This is a genomic window from Bartonella sp. W8167 (assembly GCF_016100335.1).
Lineage (GTDB): Bacteria > Pseudomonadota > Alphaproteobacteria > Rhizobiales > Rhizobiaceae > Bartonella > Bartonella apis.
The window spans coordinates 140,353-165,922 of the sequence record NZ_JACFSQ010000001.1; the positions used below are offsets into that span (position 1 = coordinate 140,353).

Consider the following 25,570-nt stretch of genomic DNA (forward strand, 5'->3'; position numbering starts at 1 on the left):
TTTACCTCATTTCTTTTCGACTGGTTGAAGGGAGTTTGTGGGGAAATTTTTGTTGTTTGAAATTTTTCGCATTCAACGCGAAGTGCAGACAGTCTTTGATCGCAGGCGCAAGCATTGTGCCGTGGTTTTTATCGGAAAAGCTGTAAAACGTGTTGTCAACTGCCTTTGCCTTTCTCAAAATCTCTGAAACATCTTTGCCATTCGGGCCTGAATGTAAATCCTTAACCGGCTTTTTATTCGATTCAGTCACATTCTTATGATGGGTTTTAATGCCCGATGTTTCAATCAATAGTCGTGATTTTAACCCTTCCGGCTTGTTATAGGCGGCAAGTTTTTCCATAAATTCATGCCCGTTCCACCAGATAGACGGGTCGGCAGCGCAATAGGTAGAAAAACCGTGACTCTCGGCCGATAAAAAACTCTTCATCACAAAAAGCCCGCCCAGCGAATGGCCAAAGAACGTGATATTGTTGCGGTTGACCGGCAGGTGCTTGAATATTTCGGGCAAAATCCTGTTTTCGATAATGCTGCGAAATTCTTCTTCACCGCCGGTTTTCGGTGCTTCCATGCCTTCTCGAAGCGGAATTTTATCGGCCGGTGCATAAGAGGTGAGGTCATAAAAACGGCGTTTTACAATCTCTTTTTTCTCGTCGGTGGAATAGCCGATTGCCACAATTACGGCATCGGGTGCTTGCTTGATTGCGGGCTTGAATGTCGTGTTGCCATCAAGGAGCAAAACAAGCGGAAAGCCCTCTCTTGGTGCCGGCTTTTCCGGCACAGCAATAAACAGGCGATAGCGCCTTATCTCGCTGTTTTCGCTATCCTTTCCGGCCTTGATTGTTTCTTCGCTTGTTGCCTGTGCGGTGTTTATCCCTTGATCACTTTTTTCATCAGCATTTTCAAGCACGGCGCTCTCAGAACCGTTATTTTCGGCGCCATGAAACCCGACGCTTGGATTCATTTTACCCGAATTTTCCCCGCCGGTTTTTGTCGGGCTTTCTGCTTTGTTTTTCTTTTCATTTTGTTGGTTGCCAGCCGGATTTTGCGCTTCTTCAGTTGGTAACAAAGCAATATGTCCATCCACAAAAGAAACGTCTATATCTTTGGTGTGGATGCTCATTTTTCCTGTGTTTTTGTTTGTCACATTCGCAAAACTACAGGAAAGGCCGAAAAAAAGGCCGGCAACAACAAGAGCAGACATCTTCAAGCAGGAAAATGAAAAGCGGGAAAATGAAAAGCAAAAAAATGGCAAGGCTTGCAAGTGGCAAACGCCCGCCCGTTGTGCGCGAATATCTCCCGCCCTTTCTCCCGGAACAATTCCCGTCCTTTCAGCCGGAACATTTTCTGCCTGTTCTGCGCGAATATCTCCTGCCTTTTCAGTCGGAACAATTCCCGCTCTTTCTCCCGTAACAATTCCCATTCTTTCTACCCGAACATTTACCCCCTGTTTTTCCCTCACAAAGCGGGGGCTTGAAATAAACCGGCGTGTTCCGGAGAAGCAGCTTTCCAAACTTCGGGCTTCCGCCAAATTTTCAAGTTTTGCCAAAGCCAAAGATTTTTCACGAACAAAAACAATTGCCTGAAAAAGAGCGTTTTCCAGAGTTAAAGAATTTGCCGGAGCAAAAACATTCTTTGTAAAAAGGCCATTTGCCGGAAACAGGGAAGGCCGGTTTTTAAAAAACCGGCACATGATGTTTTTGATGTTTTTCATCAAACGCAAACTTTCAAAATTAATCCTGTCCTGCAAGAGTTCATCACTCTGTTCATCCGGACTTTAAAATTGCGAGTTCATGCTCAACCAGAGGCGTCGGCCTTCCACCACATCATTGAACTGGTCAACACCCACACGCTTGTCAAACAGGTTGTAGATTGCGGCATTCAGTTTGACATTTTCGGAAAAAGCGTAAGAACCGCCAATATCGAAGGTGACATAATCATCATATTCACGGCCGACAATTTTGCCGTCTTTGTAAACCGCCTTACCGGCACTACCGGTTCTAAAACCCGCATTGGTTTCCTTGCCGTGATAGGTTGCAGCCGCAAAACTTTCGAGCTTTTCAATCGGTGTTTGCCATTCGGCACGCAGATTGGCCATGTGTTTTGGCGTTCTTGCCAAAGGCAGCCCCTCATAATCGCCGCTCTTTTGTTCGGAATGGGTATAGGTGTAGTTGGAACGGATAGTCAAAACATCAATCGGTTTCCATGAACCGGTAAGCTCCACCCCTTGCATCACAGCATCGTCGATATTGAGGTTTTCATAAAGCACATAATTCGGGTCAACCGACCATTCAACCGGATTGCCTTTGCTATCCAGAACCTGCCGGTTGGTGATTTTGTCTTTGAAATCGGTGTAGAAATAGGTTGCCCCCAATTCGAGATTATCAAGATTATCCCAAATGGTAGAAAATTCATAAGAGGTACTTTTTTCCGCTTCCAGATTGTCGCCACCGACAATTACACCACAGCGGTTGCGCCCTTTCGGGGGATTGCGCCCGTAAAAGCAGTTACCACCTCCGGTTGTATAAGCATATCCTGGTGCAATTTCACGAATTTCCGGTGCTTTGAAGCCGGTTGAAACACCGCCTTTGAAAACCAGATTGTCGGTGGCATGCCAAACAGCATAACCGCGCGGGCTCCAATGTTCGCCATAAATCTGGTGGTGGTCCATACGCAACCCGCCGGTTAGCGAGAATGTATCGGTGAGCCACCATTCATCTTCGGCAAAACCGGCCCATTGTTCGATGGTAAATTCTTCATCAAGTCCGGTGCGCATACCGGGGTTCTGGTCGGTCAATGCCCCTCGGTTGAATTGCCCGCCGGTTACCAATGTGTGGCGGCCAAAAATGTCGAACGGGGTGGTAAATTTGCCATCGACAACGGTGTTTCGTATTTCCGGCGAACGCAAATTGGCAACATAATCGTGGGTCGGGCTGTCCCATGTGTAATTGGTGCGGCTTGCGGTTTCCTGCAACACGGAAAAATCGGCAGTGGTAAAGCCGTAACGGCCGGTATAGCCGACAACCCAATGGTCACGATCATTCTTGTTATAGGTGTCAACAGGTGCGCGGCTGATATTTTCGGTTCGCTCGATATTGTGCCCCACCGAACTATAGCGGCGCACTCTTGTGTGACCGGCTTCAAAGGTGAGGTCATTGTTTTCGTCCGGTGTTACGGTAACCTTGCCGGTAATGTCGATTTCCTTTTTCTTCGGCGTACCGGAAATAATATCATCTTCCTCGCGCCCCAAACCTCTTCCCCAAAGCTGCATTCCCACAACATCGGGCGCCACAGGGCCGCCAACATAATAGCTTCCTTGAGCGGTATTACCGAATTTGCTGTACTGGTTTGCCGTGCCATCAATGGTAAAGGAACCGGTCCATTTGTGCGGCACTTTGCGGGTGATAATATTGATAACCCCGCCCATTGCATCCGAGCCGTAAAGTGACGACATCGGCCCGCGCACAACTTCAATCCGCTCGATTGCGGCAGCCGGCGGAATGAAACTTTGCTCGAAACCGGAATTGCCATTGGTGCGTGCTTCACGCGTACTCTGGCGCTTGCCGTCAACCAGAATAAGCGTATAGGCACCGGGAAGCCCGCGAATGAAAATATCCTGTTCGGCCGCTGTCCCCGTCACAGCAACACCTTGAACATTCCTCAAGGCATCGGTCAAATCGCGGAACGAACCTTTTTCGATTTCCTCGCGCGGGATCACCGAAATACTGGCCGGTGCATCTTTCACATTCTGCTCGAAGCCGGTCGCACTTACCACCACTTGGCGCAACATTGTACCTTCATCGGCTAGTGGCGCATTATCAGCAGGAGAGGCAGAAGAAGCAGTTTCAACAGTCGCCCCGCCGTTTTCTTGTGCTCCGTTGCCTTTAACGGCCTTCTGGTTGTTTTGTGAAGTTACCGGTTTGCTCTGCTTGCCATTTTTGGCAATTTTTACTTCGTTATTGACGGTTTCGGCAAAGGCTGCGCCATCAAAAAATAGGCTCGTTGAAAAAAAAACTGCTGCAAGCAAGTGCAACCAACATTTTCCGGCTTGCGCTGAAACTCTTTGCCTCACCGAAGCTTTCACCCGCTCTGAAACTCTTTGCCTCACCGAAGCTTTCACCCGCACTGAATTCTTTCCCCCGACCGCTTTCGTTTTCCGCTCTGAAGCTTTGGGCAGCCATGTCTCGGTGGCTTTTCAAAATTTTCTTTTCCGTCATCACATTCTGACAAGCCGAAAATTCCTGATCGTATGAAAAATGTTCTCCTTCACCGTACCCGATCGACATACGCAATCCCTCGAATTTTAAAGTTGATAAAAAAGGTATAGATTGAGAAACAGTTAAAAAAATATTTAAACCTAATGTCAACACTCAAGTTTTAGAATAGTTCGAATATACTGTAAAAAACATTTAATAATAGGAGCTTAGACGCGAAAAAAAATAAATTCACGAAATATAGAATGCAACTATCGGCATGTGGATAGTTTTTCATTTATCGTTCTACTATTTATTTATAGGGGTGAAATAAAATATATTTTCGAATCGCTAAGGGAACGATCGTTATATTTTTGATCAGATACGAAATTCACTCGATAGAGTGCCTGTTATTTGGTTGAAATATTATGAACGACAATCAGAAAAAATAGCAAAAAACGGCGAGAAAATCGGAGATAAATTTAGAGAAAGTCCATGAAAAGAGCCGAAGAACTTAAACCTCTATAATCCGGCATGATCCGTTCTTTTTCGTTCTTGTCGGTCAAAAATCAGGGCTTTGTGCCCGGCAAGTTTGCAACCTAACACTTGATTCAATCGGTTACGATTTGGCTTTTAAAAAACAGGCGGGCGGAACAGCAAAAAGGAAAGCGGCTTTTCAAAGTTTGAATTTTCAAAAAGCCCGAATTTTCAAAAAACCCGAATTTTCAAAAACCCCGAATTTTTAAAAAACCGGTTTTAAAAAACTGCTTTGGTTTTATGCACGCCCGCCGAAGGCAATAGGCTCTCGATGGGTGATTTTCATTTCCGGCAAGAAACTTTGTAACAGTTTCCAAGGAAAACAAGAAACTTTGTCACACTTTTCAAGAAAACTTGCCCACCATTTGCCCAAAGGGGGGCAATCTAGTTTCTTGCCGGTTTTGTAGTGTTTTATAATTTCAGCATTTTATGAAATGCAGAAGTGTGATGAAGTACAAGGTTTTGGAATTCAGCTTTCTTTATTTTCCTTTATATTGCTCATCGGTCACTTCTTCCATCCAGTCGGCACTTTTGCCATCCACTGTTTCCTGTATGGCATAATGTGACATTGCCGTGTCAGGGGAAGCACCATGCCAATGTTTTTCACCCGCTTCAAACCAGACAATATCACCGGCAAAAACTTCCTTGACTTCTCCATTTTCGCGGCCAATAAACCCGCGCCCGAATGTGATAATCAAAGCCTGCCCCTTCGGGTGCGTGTGCCAATGCGTGCGTGCTCCCGGCTCGAAGGTAACATGACCGGCAAGAAGGTTTGACCCTTGATGCGGGTCGATTGCCGGATCAAGTCTCACCCGACCGGTAAAAAATTCTTCTGGCACTTTGCCGGAAGGGCGGCTGCCACTTCTTTTAATTTCCATTGTTTTTCTTCCCTGAAATGTGGTTGGTTATGAGTTCCGGCTTTGCTTTGGAATGGCTGTTTCAGCGCGCTGCCAACAAAAACATTCTCCCAAACATTTTTCCCGAACGTTCTTTGAAAGCGCATGAACAGTACCCGCAAAAACACTTTTCCAAACAGTCTTTCAAAGCGCATAAACATGATTGGCTGAAAGAGCAGGGGCTTTGCCGGTTTGGGCTTTCGCTCGCTCGGTCAAGCCAAGCGCGAACAAGGCTTGTTGTCAGCGGGGTTTGTTGTGAGCGGGGCTTGTTGTGCGCCCCGCTTTCGAGTTTAAAACCTTTTTTCCGGAATGAAGGCTCCCGGACAATAAGGTTTTCAGAATGACGCCATGTCGATGACAAAGCGGTATTTCACATCGCTTTTGAGCATGCGTTCATAAGCCTTGTCGATTTCTTGTGCTTTGATAAGTTCTATATCGGCGGTAATGTTATGTTTGCCACAAAAATCCAGCATTTCCTGTGTTTCGGCAATGCCGCCAATGCAAGAGCCGGCAAACGAACGACGTGCCATAATGAGGTTAAAAACGCCAACCGGCAAAGGTTCGGCCGGTGCACCGACCTGCACCAATGTGCCATTGACTTTAAGAAGGTCGAGATAAGCGTCGATATTGTGCTTGGCCGCAATGGTGTCGATAATCAAATCAAGCGTTTTTGCCGCTTTTGCGAGGTTCTCGCTGTCGCGTGTCAAAACCACATGATGGGCACCAAGACGACGCGCATCGGCTTCTTTGGAAGGCGAGGTGGTGAGCATCGTCACGTCAGCTCCCATAGCGTGGGCAAGTTTCACCGCCATATGTCCCAAACCGCCAAGACCCGCAACACCCACTTTCATACCTTTTCCGGCTTTCCAGTGGCGCAATGGAGAATAGGTGGTAATGCCTGCACAAAGGAGCGGTGCTGCTCCTGCAAGATCAAGATTTTCCGGCACCGACAAAACAAAATTGTCGTTCACCACAATGCGTTTGGAATAGCCGCCGAAAGTATAACGGTCTTTTCCGGTTTCAGGGTCTGGGCTGTTATAGGTAAGCGTGTTGCCTTTTTCGCAATATTGTTCAAGTCCGGCACGGCAGCAATCGCACGTCCCGCAGGAATTGACCATGCAACCCACACCCACCGTGTTACCCTCTTTAAAGCGGGTTACTTTTTTACCCACGCGGCGCACCTTGCCGACAATTTCATGACCTGGCACACAAGGATAAAGTGTGCCCTCCCAGTCACTGCGCGCGGTGTGAAGGTCGGAGTGGCAAACGCCGCAATAGAGAATTTCAATGTCCACATCATGGTCAAGCGGGTCACGTCGCTCGAATGTGAAAGGATGGAATGTCTTATCAGGGCCGTCAACGGCAAATGCATCACATGTAAACATATAGGAAATGTCCTTTTGAATAGTCGTTTTACTATCGGTTTTGCTTCATTTTGCTTTTTTGTTTTTTTACTTTTTTATTTTCCGGTTTTGAATACCGTTTTTACTTCTCCGGCTTTTTAAAAGGGCAATATTTCATTCGCAATTGCACTCGTCCGCTTGCATTTTCTTAACCTTCTACAAGCAGTTATTCTCTTTTTTACCGGTTTTAAAAACGCAATTTTTTCAAATAAAATTTCCGGTCAAAATCCAAGTGTTTCAACCGGAAATAGCAATCAACAATTCTATTTCGGGTTGTTTTTTGGACTCAATTCTTTTTCCGGTTGATAACAACTATATTCTTCAAGACGAATTTGATAAGCTCTATCAAGATCATTGGGCTTATGAATTTTTTTCATAAAACCCGACCAATAGAAAACAATCGAACAAAAAAACAATCGTGCGGCAAAATAGAAAGTAGCAAAATGGCAAAAGTGGCTTTTATCGGTTTAGGTGTAATGGGTTACCCTATGGCAGGGCATTTGAAAAAGGCCGGCCATGATGTGACGGTTTATAACCGCACGGCCAAAAAGGCTGAAAAATGGGTAGAGGAGTTTCACGGCAAAAAAGCCGATACACCGGCCGAAGCGGCAAAGGGGCAGGATATTGTTTTTGCCTGTGTCGGCAATGACAATGACATAAGAGAAGTCACAACCGGCAAGGATGGCGCATTCAAGACAATGGCAAGGGGGAGCGTTTTTGTCGACCATACGACAGATTCGGCAAAGGTTGCCCGCGAGCTTGAAGGGGAAGCGGAAAAATGCGGCATCGGTTTTATCGACGCGCCGGTTTCGGGTGGTCAGGCCGGTGCAGAGAACGGCAAACTCACCATTATGTGCGGTGGCAAGAAGGACATATTTGAAAAAACCGCCGATGTCATGAAAGCCTATGGTATTTCGGTAAAGCGGCTGGGAAAAAGCGGTAGCGGGCAATTGTGCAAAATGGTCAATCAGATTTGCCTTGCCGGTGCTGTTCAGGGGCTTGCCGAAGGGCTTGCTTTCGGTAAAAAAGCCGGCCTTGATATGAACGAGGTTCTTGATGTCATTTCCAAGGGGGCGGCCGGTTCATGGCAAATGTCGAACCGCGGCACAACTATGGTTGAAGGCAAATTCGATTTCGGCTTTGCTGTCGACTGGATGAGAAAAGATCTCGGCATCTGCCTTGACGAAGCGCGGGGTAATGGCGCGGTTTTGCCGGTCACTGCTTTGATCGACCAGTTTTATGCCGATATTCAGGCAGAAAATGGCGGCCGGCTTGATACGTCAAGCCTTATCAAACGGCTCCCGCAATAATCCTGTAGCAGCCGTTTATCTGTTGCAATTGGCTGCGAGGCGTTGCGGTGAATGCGCTGCGCTTTCATTGCCGGTCAAATAACAAGCCGCCTGCTTTGCCTGAACCATTCTTGCAAGCGGCGGCTTTATTCGCCGTTTGAACCCGCGCGGCAAAATCGGCCGGTTCAACACCCATGCGTATTTCATTGAAAGCGTGGGTCGAAGAGAAGAATCCGGGGCGTGAACCCAATTCCGGAAGCTCCAAATGTGCCAAAACAAGAAAACCCGTGCCTTATTTCCCCGTGCCGTATTTCATATCTGTCTCGTGCGGGCTTTCAAGGTTGAACCGCGAACAATCAATTTGCTTTTCAAAACGGTTTGCCGCACCGGTTTTAACGGGTTTTCGAGCCTTTCCATCAAACAATGATAGGCTTCGCGGGCAATGTCGCCAACCGGCTGGGCAATGGTTGTAATGCCGTTAAAGACGAGTTCCATCCACGGTTCGTCATCAAAGGCGGCAAAAGCCAGTTGATCGGGCACAACAAGACCGGCTTTTTTTAAAAATGCCGCTGCTTTTAAAGCGAGAACCCCGTTGGTGACGATGAGCGCATCGCTATCGGGATTTTTTGCAAGCGCATTTTTTAAAGATTTCGCCAAATTATCTTTTCCGTGTTTTATGGCTACACTTTCACCGGAAAGGTGAAGTGCGTTGATTGCTTCATCAAAGCCTTTTTGCCGTTCAAAACCGGTTCGGCTATCCGCTCCGTAAAGGCAAAGAATGTTTTTCCGGCCATTTTCATAAAGGTGGTGCACAAGTTTTTTGGCGGCAGCATGATTATCGATAAGCACTGAATCATAAATCATTTCATCGGGCGTGCGATCAACAAGAACAAGCGGGCGTTGGAGTTTTGCCGGTCTCGTTTTGCGGCTTGTTATGTGTTTGCGGCTTGTTAAAAGCGTGGGAGAAAGAATGATGCCGGCAACATTTTCTTCCTCCATCAAGTCGAGATAGGCCTTTTCCTGCTCGAAATTTTCATCCGTATTGCATAAGATCACATGCTGGTTTTTCGTTTTGGCAATATCGTCGATTGCGCGGGCAAAGCGGGTAAAAAACGGGTTTCTGATATCGGCAATGATAAGGCCTATCATATCATTGCTATGCCCTCGCAAACGGCGGGCGGCAAGGTTCGGCCGGTAACCGGTGGCAAGGATTGCCTCTTCCACTTTGCTTTTCAATTCATGGCTCACAACTTTACCGGAAACAGCACGCGAAACGGTGGCAGCCGAAACACCGGCAAGTTTTGCAACATCCTTAATTGTGGCAGCCATTCGATTTTTCTTTCTTTCTTCGTGCCTGAACACGATAAATAGGCGTTTTTTCCTTGAAAACGTTTCCAGAATTTGCTGTAAAATTATATGACAGAATTAAACAGTTGCTTGATATTTTTCAAGAAAACGTTTTCAATTCATTTTGAAAAAGCCCGAGGGAGGAAACCCGTGGCAGCAGCATCTGAAAAGACAGCAATTCTTTCCGAAAATGCAATTTTGTTGAATGCGGATTTTCCCGACAAGGAGTCGGCCATTCTTGCCGCCGCTCAACTTCTCGTTGATGAAGGCGCAATTGAACCGGCTTATGGAAAAAGCATGTTGGCGCGTGAAAAGGTTGCCAATACGTGGCTTGGTTCGGGCGTTGTCATTCCCCATGGCATGGTGGAAGACCGCAACCTTGTCAACCGTGATGCGATTTCGGTTATTCAGGTTCCAAACGGGGTGGATTGGCAAAATGGCGAAAAGGCAAAACTGATTTTTGCTATCGCCGCCAATTCCGACGGCCATATTGAAATTTTAAAAAGATTGACCCGCCTTCTCAGCCATCCCGACGCGTTGCAAAAACTTGAAACGACGGGCGACAAATCGGTCATTATGGCAGCCCTTGTCGAAAATGATGATGCACCAGAAAGTGAGGCTGCCGATCTTCAAGTGACCAAAGAATGGGTGCTTGATTATCCGTCCGGTCTTCATGCGCGTCCGGCGTCGATCTGGGTGGAATTTGCCAAAAAAAGCGGACAAAAAATTCTCGTCCGCAATGGAAAAAGTCAGGCCGATATGACAAGCCTTGCCGGCCTCTTGCAACTTGGCGGCAAAAATGGTGACACGCTCGTTTTTTCAACCGATGCGGAAAATGGTGAACAGCTTCTGGGCGATGCGGTTTTAATGGCAAGAAAAATCACCTTAAGCGAGCGGGAAGTGGCCGAAAAAGCGGAAGTGAAACCGAAGAAAATCTATGGCTTCCGGCCACCTTCAGGAAAAGCGGGAATTGACGGCCTCTCGGCAAGCCCCGGTCTTTCTGTCGGTACAATTTTCATTCTCGAAAACGGGGCAGGTGAAGTCGAAGATAAGCCCGACAAACTTTCTGAAGATGCCGCACGGCTTGAAAACGCTTTGGGGCGCACCAAAGACAAGATGAAAGCGATTGTCGATGATGTAACCCGTCGTATCGGCGCGTCGGATGCTGCCATTTTCAAGGCACAGGCCACCCTTCTTGATGATGACAATCTTATCTCTTCTGCTTGCCATTTGATGGCGGAAGGCCATGGCGTGGCATGGAGCTGGAACAAGGCGGTGGAAGAGGCGGCCAATGCCCTTCAACATATGGATAATCCTTTGCTTGCCGCCCGCGCGGTGGATTTGCGCGATGTTGGCGGGCGTGTCCTTGCCGAAATCGACCCGCTTTATGCCAAAGGTTCATTCGAGAATATCGGTGAAGGGGCGATTATTGTTGCGGAAGATTTAACACCCTCCGACACGGCCAATCTTGACCCTGAAAAAGTCCATGGTCTCATCACCGCATCGGGCGGGCCAACCTCTCATACGGCCATTCTTGCGCGCACTTTGGGGATTCCTGCGCTGGTTGCAGCAGGAAACAAGGTTTTTGAAGCAAAGAATGGCGAAAGCGCGATTGTCGACGGCTATAACGGCATTTTATATCTTTCGCCCACGAAGGAAGATGTCGAGGCTGCACAAAAACAAATCGTCAAATTGGCAGAAGAGCGTGAAAAGGAAGTTGCCGAAAGGGCAAAGCCCGCAAAAACCACCGACGGCCATGTGATCGACATTGCCGCCAATATCAACCGCCCCGATCAGGTTGCCTTTGCATTGGATGAAGGGGGTGAAGGTGTGGGGCTGATGCGCACGGAATTTTTGTTTCTGGAAAGCACCGAAACGCCCGACGAGGAGACGCAATTTAAGGTCTACCGCGATATGCTTTCGGCATTAAATGGCAAATCGCTCATTATCAGGGCACTCGACATTGGTGGTGATAAACAGGTTGCCCATCTTGATTTACCGAAAGAAGATAATCCGTTTTTGGGAGTGAGGGGCGCACGGCTTTTATTACGCAGAAAAGACCTGCTGGTGCCGCAATTGCGCGCAATTTATCGCGCCGCCAAAGAAGGCGGGAACCCATGGATTATGTTTCCGATGATTATGTCTCTCACCGAAATCAGAGAGTTGAAAACGCTTGCCGAAGAAATCCGCAAAGATCTTGCCGCACCGGTGTTGAAAATCGGCATTATGATCGAAGTACCGGCTGCTGCCATTATGGCCGATATTTTTGCTCCCCATGTCGATTTCTTTTCAATTGGCACCAATGATCTCACCCAATATACCATGGCGGTTGACCGGCAAAATCCCGATCTTGCAGCCGAAGCCGACAGCCTTGACCCTGCGGTTTTGCGGATGGTGGAAAGAACGGTTGCAGGAGCAGAAAAAGCAGGCAAATGGGTGGGCGTTTGCGGTGGCATTGCCGGCGACCCGTTCGGGGCGATGTTGCTTTCCGGTCTTGGTGTCAATGAATTGTCGATGACCCCGCGCGATATTGCAACGGTCAAGGCAAGGCTCAGGGCAAAAAGCCTTGCCGATATGCGCAAGCTTGCCAACAAGGCTTTGCAATGTGAAACCGCCGAAGAGGTTCGCGCCCTTGACGAGGCCAAGTCATGAAAATTGCAACACTCACCGTCAATCCGGCAATTGATGAAACAATCCATTTGAAAAAGCTTGAACGCGGGCATGTCCACCGTGCCGAAGAGGCGCGTTTCAATGCGGGCGGCAAGGGGATTAATGTGGCAGCCTGCCTTGCCGATTTTTCTGTTAAAACGGCGGTCACCGGTTTTCTCGGAAATGCCAATAGCCGGCTTTTTGAAGAGCTTTTTCAAAGCCATCATATCGAAGACCGCTTTATCCGCTATGAGGGGGAAACGCGCACCAATATCAAAATCGTTGACGAGGGCGAAACCACCGACATCAATTTGCAAGGGGTAAGCCCGACGGTGGAAGAAATCTCGAAATTACAAAATATTGTCGATGATTTTGTCGCCGAAGGCGCGCTTATTGTCATGAGTGGCAGCCTTCCCCCGAAAATGGATCCGCGTTTTTATAGAAACGAGGTTGAAAGGGCGGGAAAAGGCGCAAAAATTATTGTCGATTGCAGCGGAAAAGCGCTTCAGGAATTGTTGAAAGCGGAAAAACTTCCCCTTGCTATCAAACCCAATATTGACGAGCTTTCGGCCTTTTCAGGTCAACAGCTTGAAAATGAGGGAGAGGTTTTAAACATTGCCCGCTCCTTGATTGAGCGTGGAATGGCACTTGTTGCCGTCTCTATGGGCGAAAAAGGCGGGCTTTTTGTTTCGCGTGAAGGGGCAATCCACGCGCAATATTTGCTTTCGGGCGTCAAAAGCACAGTCGGGGCGGGCGATGCCATGGTTGCAGGCATTGCAAAAAGTATTTCCGATAATGCAAAACTTGAAGATATTGCGCGCCTTGGCACAGCCTTTGCGGTTGGCAAACTTCAAAAATTCGGACCGGCTTTGCCGGAAAAGACGATAATCGAAAATTTGGCTCAAAAGGTAGAATGTCGGCGGGTCAGTTGATCGCCGCATTTGAACGAGGAGAACAACATGACTTTGATAGCCTTGATAGATGGTGCGGGCGGTGGTGTGCATAGTTTGCTTGCCCGTGAAGTTCTTCAAAAAGCCGCAAGCGAAAGGGGCACATCTTTAAGCCTTGAAATCGTCGAGACAGGAACCTTGCCGCGCATTCCCAAAGATGCCGGTGCCGACAGTTTGCTGCTTGTGAGCAACAATCATGATTGGCAAAGCGATCACGTGAAAAGCTTCAAAGGACAACTACAAAGACTGACATTTGAAGAACTCTTCAAAAACCCTTCTGCCATTATTTTTTCGGGAGATGGCGAAAATGGTCCGGTAGAAAACCCGACAGAAACAATGGCAGGTTCTGATCAACTTCATCAGGATGTCAATGATGCCAATCGCAGTCTTAAAATTGTCGGTGTTACATCTTGCCCGACAGGTATTGCCCACACATTCATGGCAGCCGAGGGGCTTACAGAAGCGGCCAAAGCTTTAGGCCATGAAATCAGGGTTGAAACGCAAGGGTCGGTCGGTGCCGGCACACCTTTGACGGCGGCCGAAATAGCCGCAGCCGATCTTGTTATTATTGCCGCCGACCGCGAAGTTGACCGTGCCCGTTTTGCGGGAAAGCGTGTTTATTCCTGCCCGACAAAACCGGCCATCAATAATGGCCAAGCTTTAATAAAAAAAGCCATTGAAAGCGCTGAAGTGCAAAAGCAGAAAGCGGTTCAGGACGGGGAAAGTGCTGAAATGAGCGAAACTGCCGGCGGTGTCTACAAGCATTTGATGACCGGCGTCTCCTTCATGCTTCCCTTTGTTGTTGCGGGCGGGCTTTTGATTGCGTTGTCCTTTGCCATTGGCGGCGTCGGTGTCACCAGTCAGGAAGGCACATTTGCCAATGCACTTTTTGTTATCGGCTCCAAGGGCGGTTTTGCTTTAATGGTGCCGGCACTTGCGGGCTTTATTGCCTATTCGATTGCCGACCGGCCGGGCATTGCGCCGGGGATGATCGGCGGTTTATTGTCGCAAAATATCGGTGCCGGTTTCATTGGCGGCATTTTTGCCGGTTTCATTGCCGGTTATTCGGTTCGCCTTGCCATCAAATGGATCAAATTGCCCAAAAGCTTGCAAGGCTTGATGCCGGTTCTGGTCTTGCCACTCATTGCCACATTGATAACCGGCCTGTTGATGATGTTTGCCATCGGAACGCCGGTCGCAGCACTGCTTAATTTCCTCACCGAATGGCTCAAAGGCTTGCAAGGCACCAATGCCTATCTCCTTGGCGCCATTATCGGCGGCATGATGGCGGTTGATATGGGCGGGCCGGTCAACAAGGCGGCTTATGCAACTTCGGTTGCACTCATTTCATCTGGCGTTTACGGGCCGATTGCCGCAACCATGATTGCCGGTATGACTCCGCCTATGGCTTTGGCACTTGCCGCATGGATTTTTCCCAACCGCTTTACAACCGACGAACGCTCCTCGAAAGTATCAACCTTCATTCTGGGGCTTGCTTTCATTAGCGAAGGGTCCATTCCTTTTGCCGCGCGCGACCCGTTCCGTGTCATTCCCGCGCTTGTTGTGGGGTCTAGTGTTGCCGGTTCCATTGCTATGGGGCTCGGCACGGGCCTCCGCGCTCCCCATGGCGGCATTTTCCTTGCCTTTATTCCGGGTGTCGTTATCAATTATCTCGGCTATTTTGCAGCCCTTATTATTGGTACCATTGTCACCACAATTGTGCTCGGGGTTTTGAAACAACCGCTTGTTGCGGCAGAAAAAAAGTCCTGAACAATATAGCTTCCTTTCCGCCATAGGAGTTTATGGCGGAAAGCGGTTTCATGCGGAAAATGTTTTCATGCAGAAAGCGGTTTCACGCGGAAAGTGATTGACTAAAACGAGTTTTACAAAATTTTGCTTGGGGCGCGAGGTCACAAAACCGGAACAGCTTTGTTGGAAAAAACGCCTTGACGGTGCGACGCTCATTGCCCTTGCTCCCTTCAAACTTGCTTTCAATTGGCCACAATGAAATCTGGCATTTTGGCGATAATCAAGTAGAACAGCTTATCAGAAAAAAGTTTCAAAAATTTCATTTAGTAAGTCAAAAGCACTCGCTGCACCAATTCATTTTGCCTTTAAAAACCGGAGGCGAAAGTTTACAACCTGTACTAAAAACATTCGTTTTAAAACCTTAAGTTGTGGAAACGTTGTTGAATAAAGAAATACAATGGAAACATTGCCTTTACTTGCTTTTTTTCCGGTGAGAGATTTTATTAATTGGCGCACCGTGGCGGGCTTTTGAAAAAGCTCTCAAAACGCTAGCCAGTAAGGCAATCTGAAAGGCAAAGTTGATGACAAATAGCAAACCGGAAATGGCAATCGCCTATGACTTTGATGGCACATTGGCCGACGGTAACATGCAAGAAGCGCAGTTTTTGCCCAATATCGGTATGAAGCCGAAGGATTTCTGGGAAGAGGTCAATCAACTGGCAAAGGAAAATCAGGGCGATAACGTGCTCATCTATATGAGCCGGATGCTCCGCAAAGCTGATGCCGCCGAAGTTCCGGTACGGCGCGAAGATTTCAAGAAACTTGGCGAAACGGTCAAATTGTTCAATGGCGTGAAAAGCTGGTTTCAACGCATCAACATTTACGGAAAATCAAAAGGGGTAGAGGTTAAACATTACCTGCTTTCTTCAGGAAATTATGAAATTATTGCCGGAACGGCGATCGCAAGAGAGTTTACTGAAATTTACGCATCCAAATTCTTGTTCGACGCAAATGGTGTTGCTTTTTCTCCAGCCTTGGCCGTCAATTACACAACCAAAACACAATATCTTTTCCGCATCAATAAAGGCGCGTTCGATCTGAGCGACGATGTCAAGGTCAATCAATATGTGAACAAGGCAGACCGTCCCGTTCCCTTTGAAAATATGGTCTATATTGGCGACGGAACAACAGATGTTCCCTGTTTTCGCCTTGTCAAAGATCAGGGCGGGCTTTCTATTGCGGTTTATAAAGCCAATAAAAATGGTGCGCACGAAACAGCATTGAAATATATTGATGATGGCCGTGTCCAATGTGTTTTACCGGCAAATTATTCGGAAGGCAGCAAACTTGAAGAGGTCATCAAGGCAAATATTGATGTTGTAGCCGCACGCGCTGCCCTTAAAAATCTGCTCTATCATAAAAAACAACCGCGAAAAGCCCGTGCCAAAAAGAGCGATCAATAGTTACCTCTTTTCAAGAGCCCGAAATTCTGCCAACCCCGCCAATTTTGAAAGCGGGAAATGTTAGTCAGAACAATCCAATCTTTTTGATTGGGGGGGCAAAATCTTTCCGGAAAAGCCACTGGAAAATTGCACTGCAAAAGTCTTTCAAACACTGTCAATTGTTTTGCGGTTGTTTGTAGCTTGCCTGATTTTCAAAAAACCGCACTAAATTAATGTGAGCCATATCCGCTTCTTTTTGCCAAACGTGCAACGCCTCTTTAAAAAAATTGTAAAACCATCTTCAAACCAATAAAGTCTCATTTGAATAGCGGAAGGTCATCGGGAATATCGTCAAGTTTATCACGATAGAGGCTGATAAAAGTTTCAAGATCACAAAGCGTCCCAAGATCAGAAGCACCACTTTTCGCGCTTTCGTTTTTTTGCGTTGTTTTGGTGCCATCCTGTTTTTCGGGCGTTTCAGCATTTTTTGCTTTTTCCGGCGTTTTATCCCCTTTCTCGTCCCTTCTGCTGTTTTCATCTTTTCCGGATAAACTGCATTCCGGATTGGTATAAATTTCGCGGGCAATCGGGTTTTTCTCAGAAAGCGGCGTTAAAAACCGCCATTCATCAAGTGTTCGCGCAGCAAATGACAATTGCACGGCCAAGCGGCCGGTTTTGTTATTTTTATAACGCTTGAATATCAACATGCCACCGGGGGGAATATCATCTGCCGGATAGGAAGCAAGTGTCCAATGAAAATCCAATATGGTTTTGATTTGTGAAATATTGGTGTCATGGCCGACAAATATAACAAGGGGGAAACTGAGTTCCGGAAAGCTCTCTTTGTTTTTCGCCACGCTACCGGCAGTAAGGCTATTTGTTATTTCATGCATTAAAATATTGCCGCCGGTTCGTGCAATTTCCATTGTATTGTCGAGAAGATCATATTTTGCTGCATGAAGGCTCATGAGCTTCAACACATCGCCCGCATTTTTGACGTGCCCGAATGCCACATCCTGAAGGGGTAATCCTTCACTATATTGTAAGCGGATTGTTTCCGAAATTGCACTGGCAGACGAGACAGGGCCGGTCAATTTGTATTTTCCGGATTTTGTTTTTTTGAAACCCCATTGTTCATCCAAAAATTGGCAGTCTTTCGGGTTTTTTCCACACACGGTTTGGCGCAACAGCTCCACATCATCGGCATATTTTTGCGCGGCTTTTTCGGGCGAACCGCCCATGGCCTCCAGCACTTCATTGTCAACCTTTTTCGGGTCAGGGTGCGCCAGCCCCATTTCCACAGATTGAAAAAGCGGGTCTTTTCTCTGAAGCGGCAAATGATCAGCCACGACACCACAACCGGGAAACATGCCGTCGGTTAAAGCTTGCGCTGTTGCAACAGTTCGCTCGATCGGGCTTGCCCAGATGAAGACTTCATTTTTCTTCGGGCAAGGGGAGGAGAGTGCAAGGCCTTCGCTTTTCCAGTTTTCAAACATATAGCGGGATTGGTCAACAATTCCCGCATAGCCATGACCGCTCAAATTGCCGTCGGGAACTAACCATTGCGGCCAATTCCGGCCGGTTGCGTGATCGAGTTTTGCGGTGTCGTTTTGCGGGCGCACGCCATGGCGCATCAAAACCACCACCTTGTCCAATGTGTAATCGGAAAAATCATCACCGGCTATCGCCTCCGGTTTTGATATAGACAAACTCAACAACAAAACGACAATGAAAACCGCCATCAAGCGACATATTTTGGCCCGCAAAAAACGGATTGTCGCAATAGACATGTCGGTTGATTTTTTCATGTGCTAATCGCCTTCAAGCTCCGGCTTCAAAAAATCGTCGTTCCACTCGAAAGAATGTCGTTAATTTCACAAATAGTCATTACGCGCTTTTTTAACAGGAAAGAATGCAAAAAAAGCCGGATATTTCCCGCCGCTATTTTTGGGCAAAAGCTATTCCGCCTTCAAAAGATAGCATTCTTTTTTTCCACCAAGCACAAAGTGGCCGGAATGATGACTAGTCCGCTAAATAAATGATACGTAAACAACCACGAAACCCGTGCGAGAAAAAATCCAAGAAAATAAATGAAAGTACAATAAAAAACAGCCCCCTGAGGAGCTGTCTTATTTGGTGCATATCTAGCTTGTTAACAGCCAGATCCGCATTTTCTAATCTGTGAACATTAAACTATATGAAAATAACCAGTTGTCAATAGTTTTTTATTCTTGCTTATTTTTTCCTCTTGTTTAAATTTTTCAACGATTTTGCGTGAGGGGAGCGGTTATGACTGCAGAAAATTATTCCAATGTTCGTTTTTCTTTCGATATTGGCACCAATTCTATCGGCTGGGCGGTTTTTCAATTAAACAACAAGCAGGAAGCGGTAAAAATTCTCAATGCCGGTGCACGTATTTTTAGTGATGGTCGGGATCCGCAAAGTGGTGACCCGTTAGCGGTAAGGCGGCGTACCGTTCGTTCGGCTTCCCGCATGCGCGACCGTTATCTCCGTCGCAGGAAAAGAACATTGGATAAATTGATAGGCTATGGCCTTTTGCCTGAAGATAAAGCCGAGCGGGATAAAATACTTCTTGAAACGAATGACAAACCATCCGGTTCTACAGATAAAAAGACCGACCCCTATTCGTTAAGAGCACGAGCACTTGAAGAAAAATTACCCTTGGCTTATGTGGCGCGTGCGCTTTTCCATATCGGGCAAAGGCGCGGCTTCAAATCCAACCGTAAAGCCGACCGTAAAAGCAATGAAAAAGGCAAAATTGCTGTCGGTATTGAAGAATTGTCAGGCTTGATGCACCAAAGCCACGCGCCGACTTTGGGCGCTTATCTTGCCAAAAGGCGGGAAGAGGGGCATGTCGTGCGCCTTCGCGCCAATTCCGAAGCGTTGACAGATAAGGCTTACGCCTTTTATCCCGAACGTTCCATGCTTGAAGACGAGTTTCACAAAATCTGGCAAGCGCAGGCGGAATATTATCCCGATGTTTTAACAAAAGAGCGGGAAGAAGAATTGTTCCATGTCATGTTCTTCCAGCGCCCGCTTAAAGAACAGAAAGTGGGCTTCTGCACTTTGGTTGAAGGCGAATTGAGACTTCCCAAATCCGACCCGCTTTTTCAACAATTCCGCCTCTATAAAGAAATCAATGAATTGGCGATTATCCTTCCCGATTTGTCACAACGCAAATTGACCATGGAAGAGCGCGATACACTCATCACATTGATGCGTCCGGCCAAAACAAAAACATTTGCGGCACTTCGCAAAGCGTTGAAAATTCCGACAGGCGGGCGCTTTAATAAAGAAACCGAAAATCGCAAGCAGTTAACGGGCGATGAAGTCTATTCGGTCTTTTCAAAACCGGAACTTTTCGGGGCCGATTGGGGAAAATTTTCAATAGAGCAACAGCGCGAAATTATTGACCAACTGGAGAATGAAGAAAATCCCGATAAACTCGAAGAATGGTTGAAGGGCAAATTCCCGAAACTGTCGGATGAACAGCGGGCTGAAATCATCAATGCCAATCTGCCTGACGGTTATGGGCGTTTTGGCATTACAGCAACATCGAAAATTCTGGAACAATTGAAGAAGGATGTGATTAGCGAAGCCGAAGCGGCCCATCGTAGCGGTTTCGATCATTCATTGGCAAATCGCAATTGGAAGGGATTGGACGAGTTACCACGCTATCAGGAGGTTCTGGAACGCCATATTGTTCCGGGAACCGGCGACAAGAATGATATTTATGACATTTATAAGGGCAGGCTCACCAATCCCACAGTTCATATCGGGCTCAATCAGGTTCGTCGCCTCACCAACCGTCTCATCAAGGCTTATGGCAAGCCGTGGCAAATTGTGGTTGAACTTGCGCGCGACCTGCCATTGTCGCAAGAGCAAAAACGTAAAGTTAATAAAACGATCAAGAATAATACTGATGCAGCTATAAGACGGTCCGAACAACTTGGGGAAATCGGCAAAAGAGACAATGGTTATAACCGGCTATTACTGAAACTCTGGGAAGAACTCGGAGATGACCCGAACGATAGAAAGTCCATTTATTCAGGAATACCTATAACCGAACCGATGCTGTTTTCCGGCGAAGTGGAAATCGATCATATATTGCCTTTTTCACGCACGCTTGATGATAGTAACGCCAATAAAATTCTCTGTTTGCGCGAAGAAAACAGAGTGAAACGCAATCGCGCACCGGATGAAGTGTCAGAATGGCAAGGCCGTTATGACGAACTTATCGAACGGGCAAAAATATTGCCAAAAAACAAGCAATGGCGTTTTACACGCGGTGCAATGAAAAAAGCCGAAGAAAATCGGGACTTTCTTGCCCGTCAATTGACAGATACCCAATATCTGGCAAAGCTTGCCCGCGAATATTTTGATAGCCTTTATCCGGGGGAAGAGGTGAATGCGGATGACGAGTTCAAAAAAGTTCAACATGTATGGGCAATTCCTGGCAAGTTAACAGAATTGCTTCGTCGCAATTGGGGGTTAAATTCTCTGCTTGCAGCTGAAGGTGATGAAAACGCAAATCATCCCAAAAACCGTAAGGATCACCGCCATCATGCCATTGATGCCATGGTGATCGGCGTCACAACGCGCTCGCTTTTAAAACGTATTGCAACGGCTGCCGGAAGGTTCGAGGGCGAAGATTTCGAGAATTTTGTCAAAAAGGCAGTTTCCGAAATTTTGCCGTGGGAGAATTTCAGGAACGACGCGAAAGACGTTGTCGACAAAATCATCATCAGCCATAAGCAGGATCACGGCACAATAAGCCGTGCCGGTTACGCTCAAGGCAAGGGCAAAACCGCCGGACAGTTGCACAATGAAACAGCCTACGGCCTAACCGATGAAAAGGATGACAAGGACAATAAACTTGTTGTCACGAGAGAGAATTTCTTGTCGCTCGAAAGTACAGATATTCCAAAAATTCGTGACGAGAATTTACAAGCCGAGCTTTATAGTGCAACGCAAGGTTTGGACAAAAAAGAATTTCAGGAAGCTTTGCTCCGTTTTGCACGTGACCATAAGCTTTATAAGGGTATCCGCCATGTCAGGGTGCTCCTGCCTCGTAATGTCATTGAAATAAAAGACAAAAATGGCAAAGCTTATAAAGGCTATATGGGAAATTCAAACTATCGCTATGATGTTTGGGAAACTTTGGATGGCAAATGGATTAGCGAAGTTGTTTCAATGTTTGATGCGCACCAACCAAAATGGAGTTCGCAATTTCATAAAGATAACCCCACAGCGCGCAAAGTGTTGAGCCTGCAACAAAATGATATGGTGGCTTATAATGATCCGGAAAAAGGACATGTGATTGCCCGCATTGTCAAATTCGGTCAAAACGGTCAAATATTTTTTGCTCCCCATAATGAAGCGGATGTATCGGCGAGGGATTCCAACAAAAACGACCCCTTTAAATTGACTGTTAAAACAGCAACGGGGTTGAAAAAAATGCAATTCCGGCAAATTCGTGTGGATGAAATGGGGCGCGTTTTCGACCCCGGTGCGCAGGACCGGGAGTCCAAACAGGCAAGGTCATAGGAAATTAACCCTGTTTATAAAAAACTGTTGAGAACATGCCGTTTTGCGGCATGCTCTTTTCATGGAAAGAATAGTTGACATACCTGCTGATGGCTTACACCTTGCCATAAAAAGAGGTTTTTTAACCATTTCCAATCGAGAAGCGGAAGTGGGACGGGTTGCACTTGATGATATTGGAGCCTTAATTACTCATTCTTATGAGTTTGAGCTCAACAAATCACGTCTTTATCGAATTGTCCGAACGCTCTATTCCAATCGTTTTATGTGGAAATAACCACCGTCCGGTTGCTATCGTTTGGCCGGTAGAAGGCCATTCTGTTCAAGCTGTGCGGATGAAAGCGAAAGGCTTCGGCACCAAAGCCGATACAAAAACAGATTTGGGCAGAAATCGTTCGTTGTAAAATCAGGCTACAAGGCGCAGTGCTCAAAGCTTGTGGCAAAGAGGGGGCGGCTTTTGTCTCCATTGCCCGTCAGGTGCGTAGCGGTGACCCGGAAAATAAGGAAGCACAGGCCGCCCGAAAATATTGGAAAGCATTATTCGGAACCGCCTTCAAGCGTGACATAGCACAAGGAGGTATCAACAGCCTTTTAAATTATGGTTACATCGTTCTACGTGCACTTGTTTCACGCGCCATTTGTGCTGTCATCCAACATTGGGCGTTTTTCATTCACATCGTGCCAACGCCTTCGCGCTTGCTGATGATTTGATGGAACCTTATCGTCCTTTTGTTGATCGCCTGGTCTTCCACCTGCTTACTTAAAGGAAAAACAAAAGTTGATGCCGAGGTAAAAACTTATCTTGCTTCACTTTCAACACTTGATTTGAAAAGTCATGTGGGAACGTCGCCTGTCAGCCAGCAAGTTCAATACTTTGTACATTCGGTTGCGGAAAGTTTTGAAACGGGAAAGGTCAAGTTGGCTTTACCCGATGAACGTTCAATTTTTTCTTTGCAAAACGATCCGGTCCAAATTGATGACGCATGGGGAGAAAATGACAATTATGACAGCCTATCTTGAGCGTGCAACATCGGGTCCTAAACATTTAAGCGGGTATCGATTAATGTGGATATGAGTTACTTTCGACTTACCGGTAGAGACAAGAAAACAGCGCCACGACGCAACGAAATTCAGACAATTTTTATTGGATATTGGCTTCGAGATGAGCCAGTTCTCGAATTATCTGCGTTTCTGTAACGGAAAAGAACAATTCGAATCTTATGTTAGGAAGATCGAATCCTCCTTGCCTGAACGAGGGAACATCTATATTTTCCAATTTACCGACAAGCAATATGAAAATATCGTAAGATTTTCCGATCAAGCACGTAGGAAACGTCAAAAAAATCCCGCCCAACTGGTGTTATTTTAATGAAAAACAGTATTTTTTTTAAAAAAAATATCCACTTAAACCTTATAAAACAAAGGGTTAAGTGGACATCGGTTGTAACAGATTAGAAAATGCGGTCAAGCCGCAACATTATTCGTTTGGTGCTGTGAAACAGTGGGGTTGTAACAGATTAGAAAATGCGGTCAAGCCGCAACTTAACGCTATTGTTCAACATTCCCAAAGCTGTTGTAACAGATTAGAAAATGCGGTCAAGCCGCAACAGAATGATCGAGGAAGTGAAGACCAATCCCGTTGTAACAGATTAGAAAATGCGGTCAAGCCGCAACTACTCGCACCTACGCCACTCGTGGCAGGGCGTTGTAACAGATTAGAAAATGCGGTCAAGCCGCAACGAATTTTACAAAGACACTATTTGCAACTGAGTTGTAACAGATTAGAAAATGCGGTCAAGCCGCAACCGGCCGCGACAAACTTGCCGAATATTTTGCAAGTTGTAACAGATTAGAAAATGCGGTCAAGCCGCAACAAAGATGCAAAGCCGCCGCCGTCATTATAAGTTGTAACAGATTAGAAAATGCGGTCAAGCCGCAACTATGACTGTCGGCATCAATTACCGACGCTAGTTGTAACAGATTAGAAAATGCGGTCAAGCCGCAACTTGATCTTGAAGCAAGTTTTCTCGCCGCCGGTTGTAACAGATTAGAAAATGCGGTCAAGCCGCAACTCGTCGTTCTTGGTAGACATCGACTGGGTGGTTGTAACAGATTAGAAAATGCGGTCAAGCCGCAACAAAATGATAACCGTCTCTATGCTTAAGGTTGTTGTAACAGATTAGAAAATGCGGTCAAGCCGCAACAAGAAATGGCGGAACTGGTTGCTCTGCAAAGTTGTAACAGATTAGAAAATGCGGTCAAGCCGCAATAGAACGCTGGAAAAATGTCATTATACTCAATCTTTACTTCCTTCATGATGCTGTTTGTTGATATTATTTGCCAATTCCAGTATATTTTTCTTGGACACCGAGCCATCCGGAGCGCCACCTTTTTGGTGTTGGGGGGGGCGACCGAACGGTGTCGTCAATTTTTTCTTTTTCCGCTTTCTCAAAATTTCCGGCATCGTTTGAAGTAAAGTCATTATAAGTAGCTCTTGCAAGCGTATCTTTTGCAGATCGCTTAGCCAATGTCTACTGCCATAATAATTGAATGCGGAAACATAGCCATTTTGACTTTTTAAAATTCGTTTTCCAAAATTTCGTGTTCAGTGATTGATGAATAAATTTCCGATGTCGCTTTGATAGGATGCTTACGTTTACGGATTAAAACACCTTTGCCTGAACGATGAAAGTTCGATATTCTTTTTGCCTTAAGGGACAAGCAAATTGATTGTTCACTTAAGTGAAAATATAGTCAGATTTTTAGGAAAAACGTAAAAGACACGTCAAAAAAATCGAAATTTACCGGTGTTATTTTAATGAAAAACAGCATTTTTTTTAAAAAAATATCCACTTAAACCTTATAAAACAAAGGGTTAAGTGGACATCGGTTGTAACAGATTAGAAAATGCGGTCAAGCCGCAACTAATATCTGCGGCATCTAACATGTCGCGTGGTTGTAACAGATTAGAAAATGCGGTCAAGCCGCAACGCTATTGTGTGTAAATGTTTAAACGGTGTAGCATTGCAGGGGGAGGAACAAAATGGATGTAATAGTGAGCATATGGCTTCTGGTTGGCTTTATACTGTGCTGCTTCGCTGCAATAGGAAAGCTTGGGCACGTGATAAGACGGCGCACCGAGCACCCCATCAATCCTGAACCACGGCAGAATTATCAGACTAATCTACTTGATACTTCCATCCGTCCTGAAAATCTAGAATTTGTCACACCGGGCGAGGCAACGAACCATCGCATCACCGATAATATTCAGTTTATGATTGAATATGTTGACAGGGACGGCGTGATAACCGAGCGTGTAATAGAGCCTCTGAATATCTATCGGATAGCCGGCAAAGCAACAATCTATATTGATGCTTTTTGCACTGTCCGCAATGCCATGCGCAGCTTTCGCAACGATCGCATTCTGTCGGCACGCGACATGCAAAATAATCAGGAAATTGCTAACCTTGGACGCTATTTGTGGGAGCGATACTGAAGTTACTCTCTTCATGTGTTCGCTTCACAGCCTGCGGGTTGGACAAACTCCGACTTG

General features: G+C 46.4%; 20 protein-coding genes, 1 pseudogene and 1 CRISPR repeat array. Of the genes and pseudogenes, 12 read left to right on the plus strand and 9 right to left on the minus strand.

The window, feature by feature from the left end:
- Position 1 precedes the first annotated feature (1 nt).
- From H3V12_RS00480 to H3V12_RS00500, 5 genes are all read right to left on the minus strand, one after another.
- Entirely contained in the window at positions 2-1,711 is a 1,710-nt protein-coding gene (locus tag H3V12_RS00480; protein ID WP_198211999.1) for an alpha/beta hydrolase-fold protein, read from the minus strand.
- 63 nt (positions 1,712-1,774) lie between these two features.
- Positions 1,775-4,030, minus strand: coding sequence for a TonB-dependent receptor (locus H3V12_RS00485; protein ID WP_246787452.1), 2,256 nt, complete (start codon positions 4,028-4,030; stop codon positions 1,775-1,777).
- On the minus strand, positions 3,984-4,283 hold the full coding sequence (locus H3V12_RS00490; RefSeq protein ID WP_198212001.1) for a hypothetical protein: 300 nt from the start codon (positions 4,281-4,283) through the stop codon (positions 3,984-3,986). The genes H3V12_RS00485 and H3V12_RS00490 overlap by 47 nt, the downstream gene beginning before the upstream one ends.
- Positions 4,284-5,206: 923 nt before the next feature.
- Positions 5,207-5,605 carry a cupin domain-containing protein gene (locus tag H3V12_RS00495; RefSeq protein WP_078040436.1) on the minus strand — a complete coding sequence of 133 codons (399 nt, stop codon included), beginning with the start codon at positions 5,603-5,605 and terminating at the stop codon, positions 5,207-5,209.
- Between the two features lie 353 nt (positions 5,606-5,958).
- A complete protein-coding gene (locus tag H3V12_RS00500; protein WP_198212003.1) occupies positions 5,959-7,008 on the minus strand; it encodes an NAD(P)-dependent alcohol dehydrogenase in 1,050 nt (349 codons plus the stop codon).
- A 380-nt stretch (positions 7,009-7,388) separates the two neighbouring features.
- On the opposite strand from H3V12_RS00500, the gene H3V12_RS00505 reads away from it, so the two are divergent.
- On the plus strand, positions 7,389-8,336 hold the full coding sequence (locus tag H3V12_RS00505; RefSeq protein ID WP_198212005.1) for an NAD(P)-dependent oxidoreductase: 948 nt from the start codon (positions 7,389-7,391) through the stop codon (positions 8,334-8,336).
- A 64-nt stretch (positions 8,337-8,400) separates the two neighbouring features.
- On the opposite strand, the gene H3V12_RS00510 is transcribed toward H3V12_RS00505, so the two are convergent.
- Both H3V12_RS00510 and H3V12_RS00515 read right to left on the minus strand, forming a co-directional pair.
- Positions 8,401-8,589: a hypothetical protein gene (locus tag H3V12_RS00510; protein ID WP_078039863.1), complete on the minus strand. Its 189-nt coding sequence runs from the start codon at positions 8,587-8,589 to the stop codon at positions 8,401-8,403.
- Between the two features lie 38 nt (positions 8,590-8,627).
- Positions 8,628-9,644 (minus strand): LacI family DNA-binding transcriptional regulator, encoded by a 1,017-nt coding sequence (locus H3V12_RS00515; protein ID WP_198212007.1) that lies wholly within the window; start codon positions 9,642-9,644, stop codon positions 8,628-8,630.
- Positions 9,645-9,812: 168 nt separating this feature from the next.
- Here H3V12_RS00515 and ptsP point away from each other — a divergent pair, with 168 nt between their 5' ends.
- The 5 genes from ptsP (at position 9,813) to H3V12_RS00540 (ending at position 16,473) form a co-directional block, all read left to right on the plus strand.
- Positions 9,813-12,314 (plus strand): phosphoenolpyruvate--protein phosphotransferase, encoded by a 2,502-nt coding sequence (gene ptsP, locus H3V12_RS00520; protein WP_343211704.1) that lies wholly within the window; start codon positions 9,813-9,815, stop codon positions 12,312-12,314.
- Positions 12,311-13,243, plus strand: a complete 933-nt coding sequence (pfkB, locus tag H3V12_RS00525) for a 1-phosphofructokinase (RefSeq protein ID WP_198212011.1) — start codon at positions 12,311-12,313, stop codon at positions 13,241-13,243. Before ptsP ends, pfkB begins: the two co-directional genes overlap by 4 nt.
- Before the next feature lie 27 nt (positions 13,244-13,270).
- Positions 13,271-15,031: a fructose-specific PTS transporter subunit EIIC gene (locus H3V12_RS00530; RefSeq protein ID WP_198212013.1), complete on the plus strand. Its 1,761-nt coding sequence runs from the start codon at positions 13,271-13,273 to the stop codon at positions 15,029-15,031.
- A gap of 97 nt (positions 15,032-15,128) precedes the next feature.
- Positions 15,129-15,269, plus strand: a complete 141-nt coding sequence (locus H3V12_RS00535; protein ID WP_198212015.1) for a hypothetical protein — start codon at positions 15,129-15,131, stop codon at positions 15,267-15,269.
- Positions 15,270-15,591: 322 nt separating this feature from the next.
- The gene (locus H3V12_RS00540) at positions 15,592-16,473 is read left to right on the plus strand and encodes an HAD family hydrolase (RefSeq protein ID WP_198212017.1); all 882 of its coding nucleotides are present in this window, start codon (positions 15,592-15,594) and stop codon (positions 16,471-16,473) included.
- A 296-nt stretch (positions 16,474-16,769) separates the two neighbouring features.
- Here the strand turns inward: H3V12_RS00540 and H3V12_RS00545 are convergent, their stop codons facing one another.
- Positions 16,770-18,260, minus strand: coding sequence for a histidine-type phosphatase (locus H3V12_RS00545; protein ID WP_198212019.1), 1,491 nt, complete (start codon positions 18,258-18,260; stop codon positions 16,770-16,772).
- Between the two features lie 481 nt (positions 18,261-18,741).
- Between H3V12_RS00545 and cas9 the strand changes: the two genes are divergently transcribed.
- The 5 genes and pseudogenes from cas9 to cas2 all read left to right on the plus strand — a co-directional run.
- On the plus strand, positions 18,742-22,020 hold the full coding sequence (gene cas9 / locus H3V12_RS00550; RefSeq protein WP_210326769.1) for a type II CRISPR RNA-guided endonuclease Cas9: 3,279 nt from the start codon (positions 18,742-18,744) through the stop codon (positions 22,018-22,020).
- A 203-nt stretch (positions 22,021-22,223) separates the two neighbouring features.
- Positions 22,224-22,421, plus strand: a complete 198-nt coding sequence (locus H3V12_RS11130; RefSeq protein WP_246787454.1) for a hypothetical protein — start codon at positions 22,224-22,226, stop codon at positions 22,419-22,421.
- A gap of 252 nt (positions 22,422-22,673) precedes the next feature.
- Positions 22,674-22,781, plus strand: coding sequence for a CRISPR-associated endonuclease Cas1 (locus tag H3V12_RS11135; RefSeq protein WP_246713125.1), 108 nt, complete (start codon positions 22,674-22,676; stop codon positions 22,779-22,781).
- A complete protein-coding gene (locus H3V12_RS11100) occupies positions 22,747-23,037 on the plus strand; it encodes a hypothetical protein (protein ID WP_198215819.1) in 291 nt (96 codons plus the stop codon). The genes H3V12_RS11135 and H3V12_RS11100 overlap by 35 nt, the downstream gene beginning before the upstream one ends.
- Before the next feature lie 67 nt (positions 23,038-23,104).
- Positions 23,105-23,386 (plus strand): annotated as a pseudogene (gene cas2, locus H3V12_RS00560) (CRISPR-associated endonuclease Cas2); the annotation flags it as partial.
- Positions 23,387-23,457: 71 nt separating this feature from the next.
- Positions 23,458-24,287: a CRISPR direct-repeat array (repeat unit 36 nt; unit sequence GTTGTAACAGATTAGAAAATGCGGTCAAGCCGCAAC).
- Between the two features lie 26 nt (positions 24,288-24,313).
- Here cas2 and H3V12_RS00565 read toward each other — a convergent pair.
- Positions 24,314-24,499, minus strand: a complete 186-nt coding sequence (locus tag H3V12_RS00565; protein WP_198212021.1) for a hypothetical protein — start codon at positions 24,497-24,499, stop codon at positions 24,314-24,316.
- 561 nt (positions 24,500-25,060) lie between these two features.
- Between H3V12_RS00565 and H3V12_RS00570 the strand changes: the two genes are divergently transcribed.
- Positions 25,061-25,513, plus strand: coding sequence for a WYL domain-containing protein (locus H3V12_RS00570; protein WP_198212023.1), 453 nt, complete (start codon positions 25,061-25,063; stop codon positions 25,511-25,513).
- Positions 25,514-25,570 lie beyond the last annotated feature (57 nt).

Coding starts and splice junctions, on each gene's coding strand:
- H3V12_RS00540 (WP_198212017.1), top strand. CDS start 15,592: ATGACAAATAGCAAACCGGAAATGGCAATCGCCTATGACTTTGATGGC.
- H3V12_RS00545 (WP_198212019.1), bottom strand. CDS start 18,260: ATGAAAAAATCAACCGACATGTCTATTGCGACAATCCGTTTTTTGCGG.
- H3V12_RS00530 (WP_198212013.1), top strand. CDS start 13,271: ATGACTTTGATAGCCTTGATAGATGGTGCGGGCGGTGGTGTGCATAGT.
- H3V12_RS00495 (WP_078040436.1), bottom strand. CDS start 5,605: ATGGAAATTAAAAGAAGTGGCAGCCGCCCTTCCGGCAAAGTGCCAGAA.
- H3V12_RS00480 (WP_198211999.1), bottom strand. CDS start 1,711: ATGAAAAACATCAAAAACATCATGTGCCGGTTTTTTAAAAACCGGCCT.
- H3V12_RS00505 (WP_198212005.1), top strand. CDS start 7,389: ATGAATTTTTTTCATAAAACCCGACCAATAGAAAACAATCGAACAAAA.
- H3V12_RS00490 (WP_198212001.1), bottom strand. CDS start 4,283: ATGTCGATCGGGTACGGTGAAGGAGAACATTTTTCATACGATCAGGAA.
- H3V12_RS00570 (WP_198212023.1), top strand. CDS start 25,061: ATGGATGTAATAGTGAGCATATGGCTTCTGGTTGGCTTTATACTGTGC.
- H3V12_RS00565 (WP_198212021.1), bottom strand. CDS start 24,499: ATGACTTTACTTCAAACGATGCCGGAAATTTTGAGAAAGCGGAAAAAG.
- H3V12_RS00500 (WP_198212003.1), bottom strand. CDS start 7,008: ATGTTTACATGTGATGCATTTGCCGTTGACGGCCCTGATAAGACATTC.
- H3V12_RS00515 (WP_198212007.1), bottom strand. CDS start 9,644: ATGGCTGCCACAATTAAGGATGTTGCAAAACTTGCCGGTGTTTCGGCT.
- cas9 (WP_210326769.1), top strand. CDS start 18,742: ATGACTGCAGAAAATTATTCCAATGTTCGTTTTTCTTTCGATATTGGC.
- pfkB (WP_198212011.1), top strand. CDS start 12,311: ATGAAAATTGCAACACTCACCGTCAATCCGGCAATTGATGAAACAATC.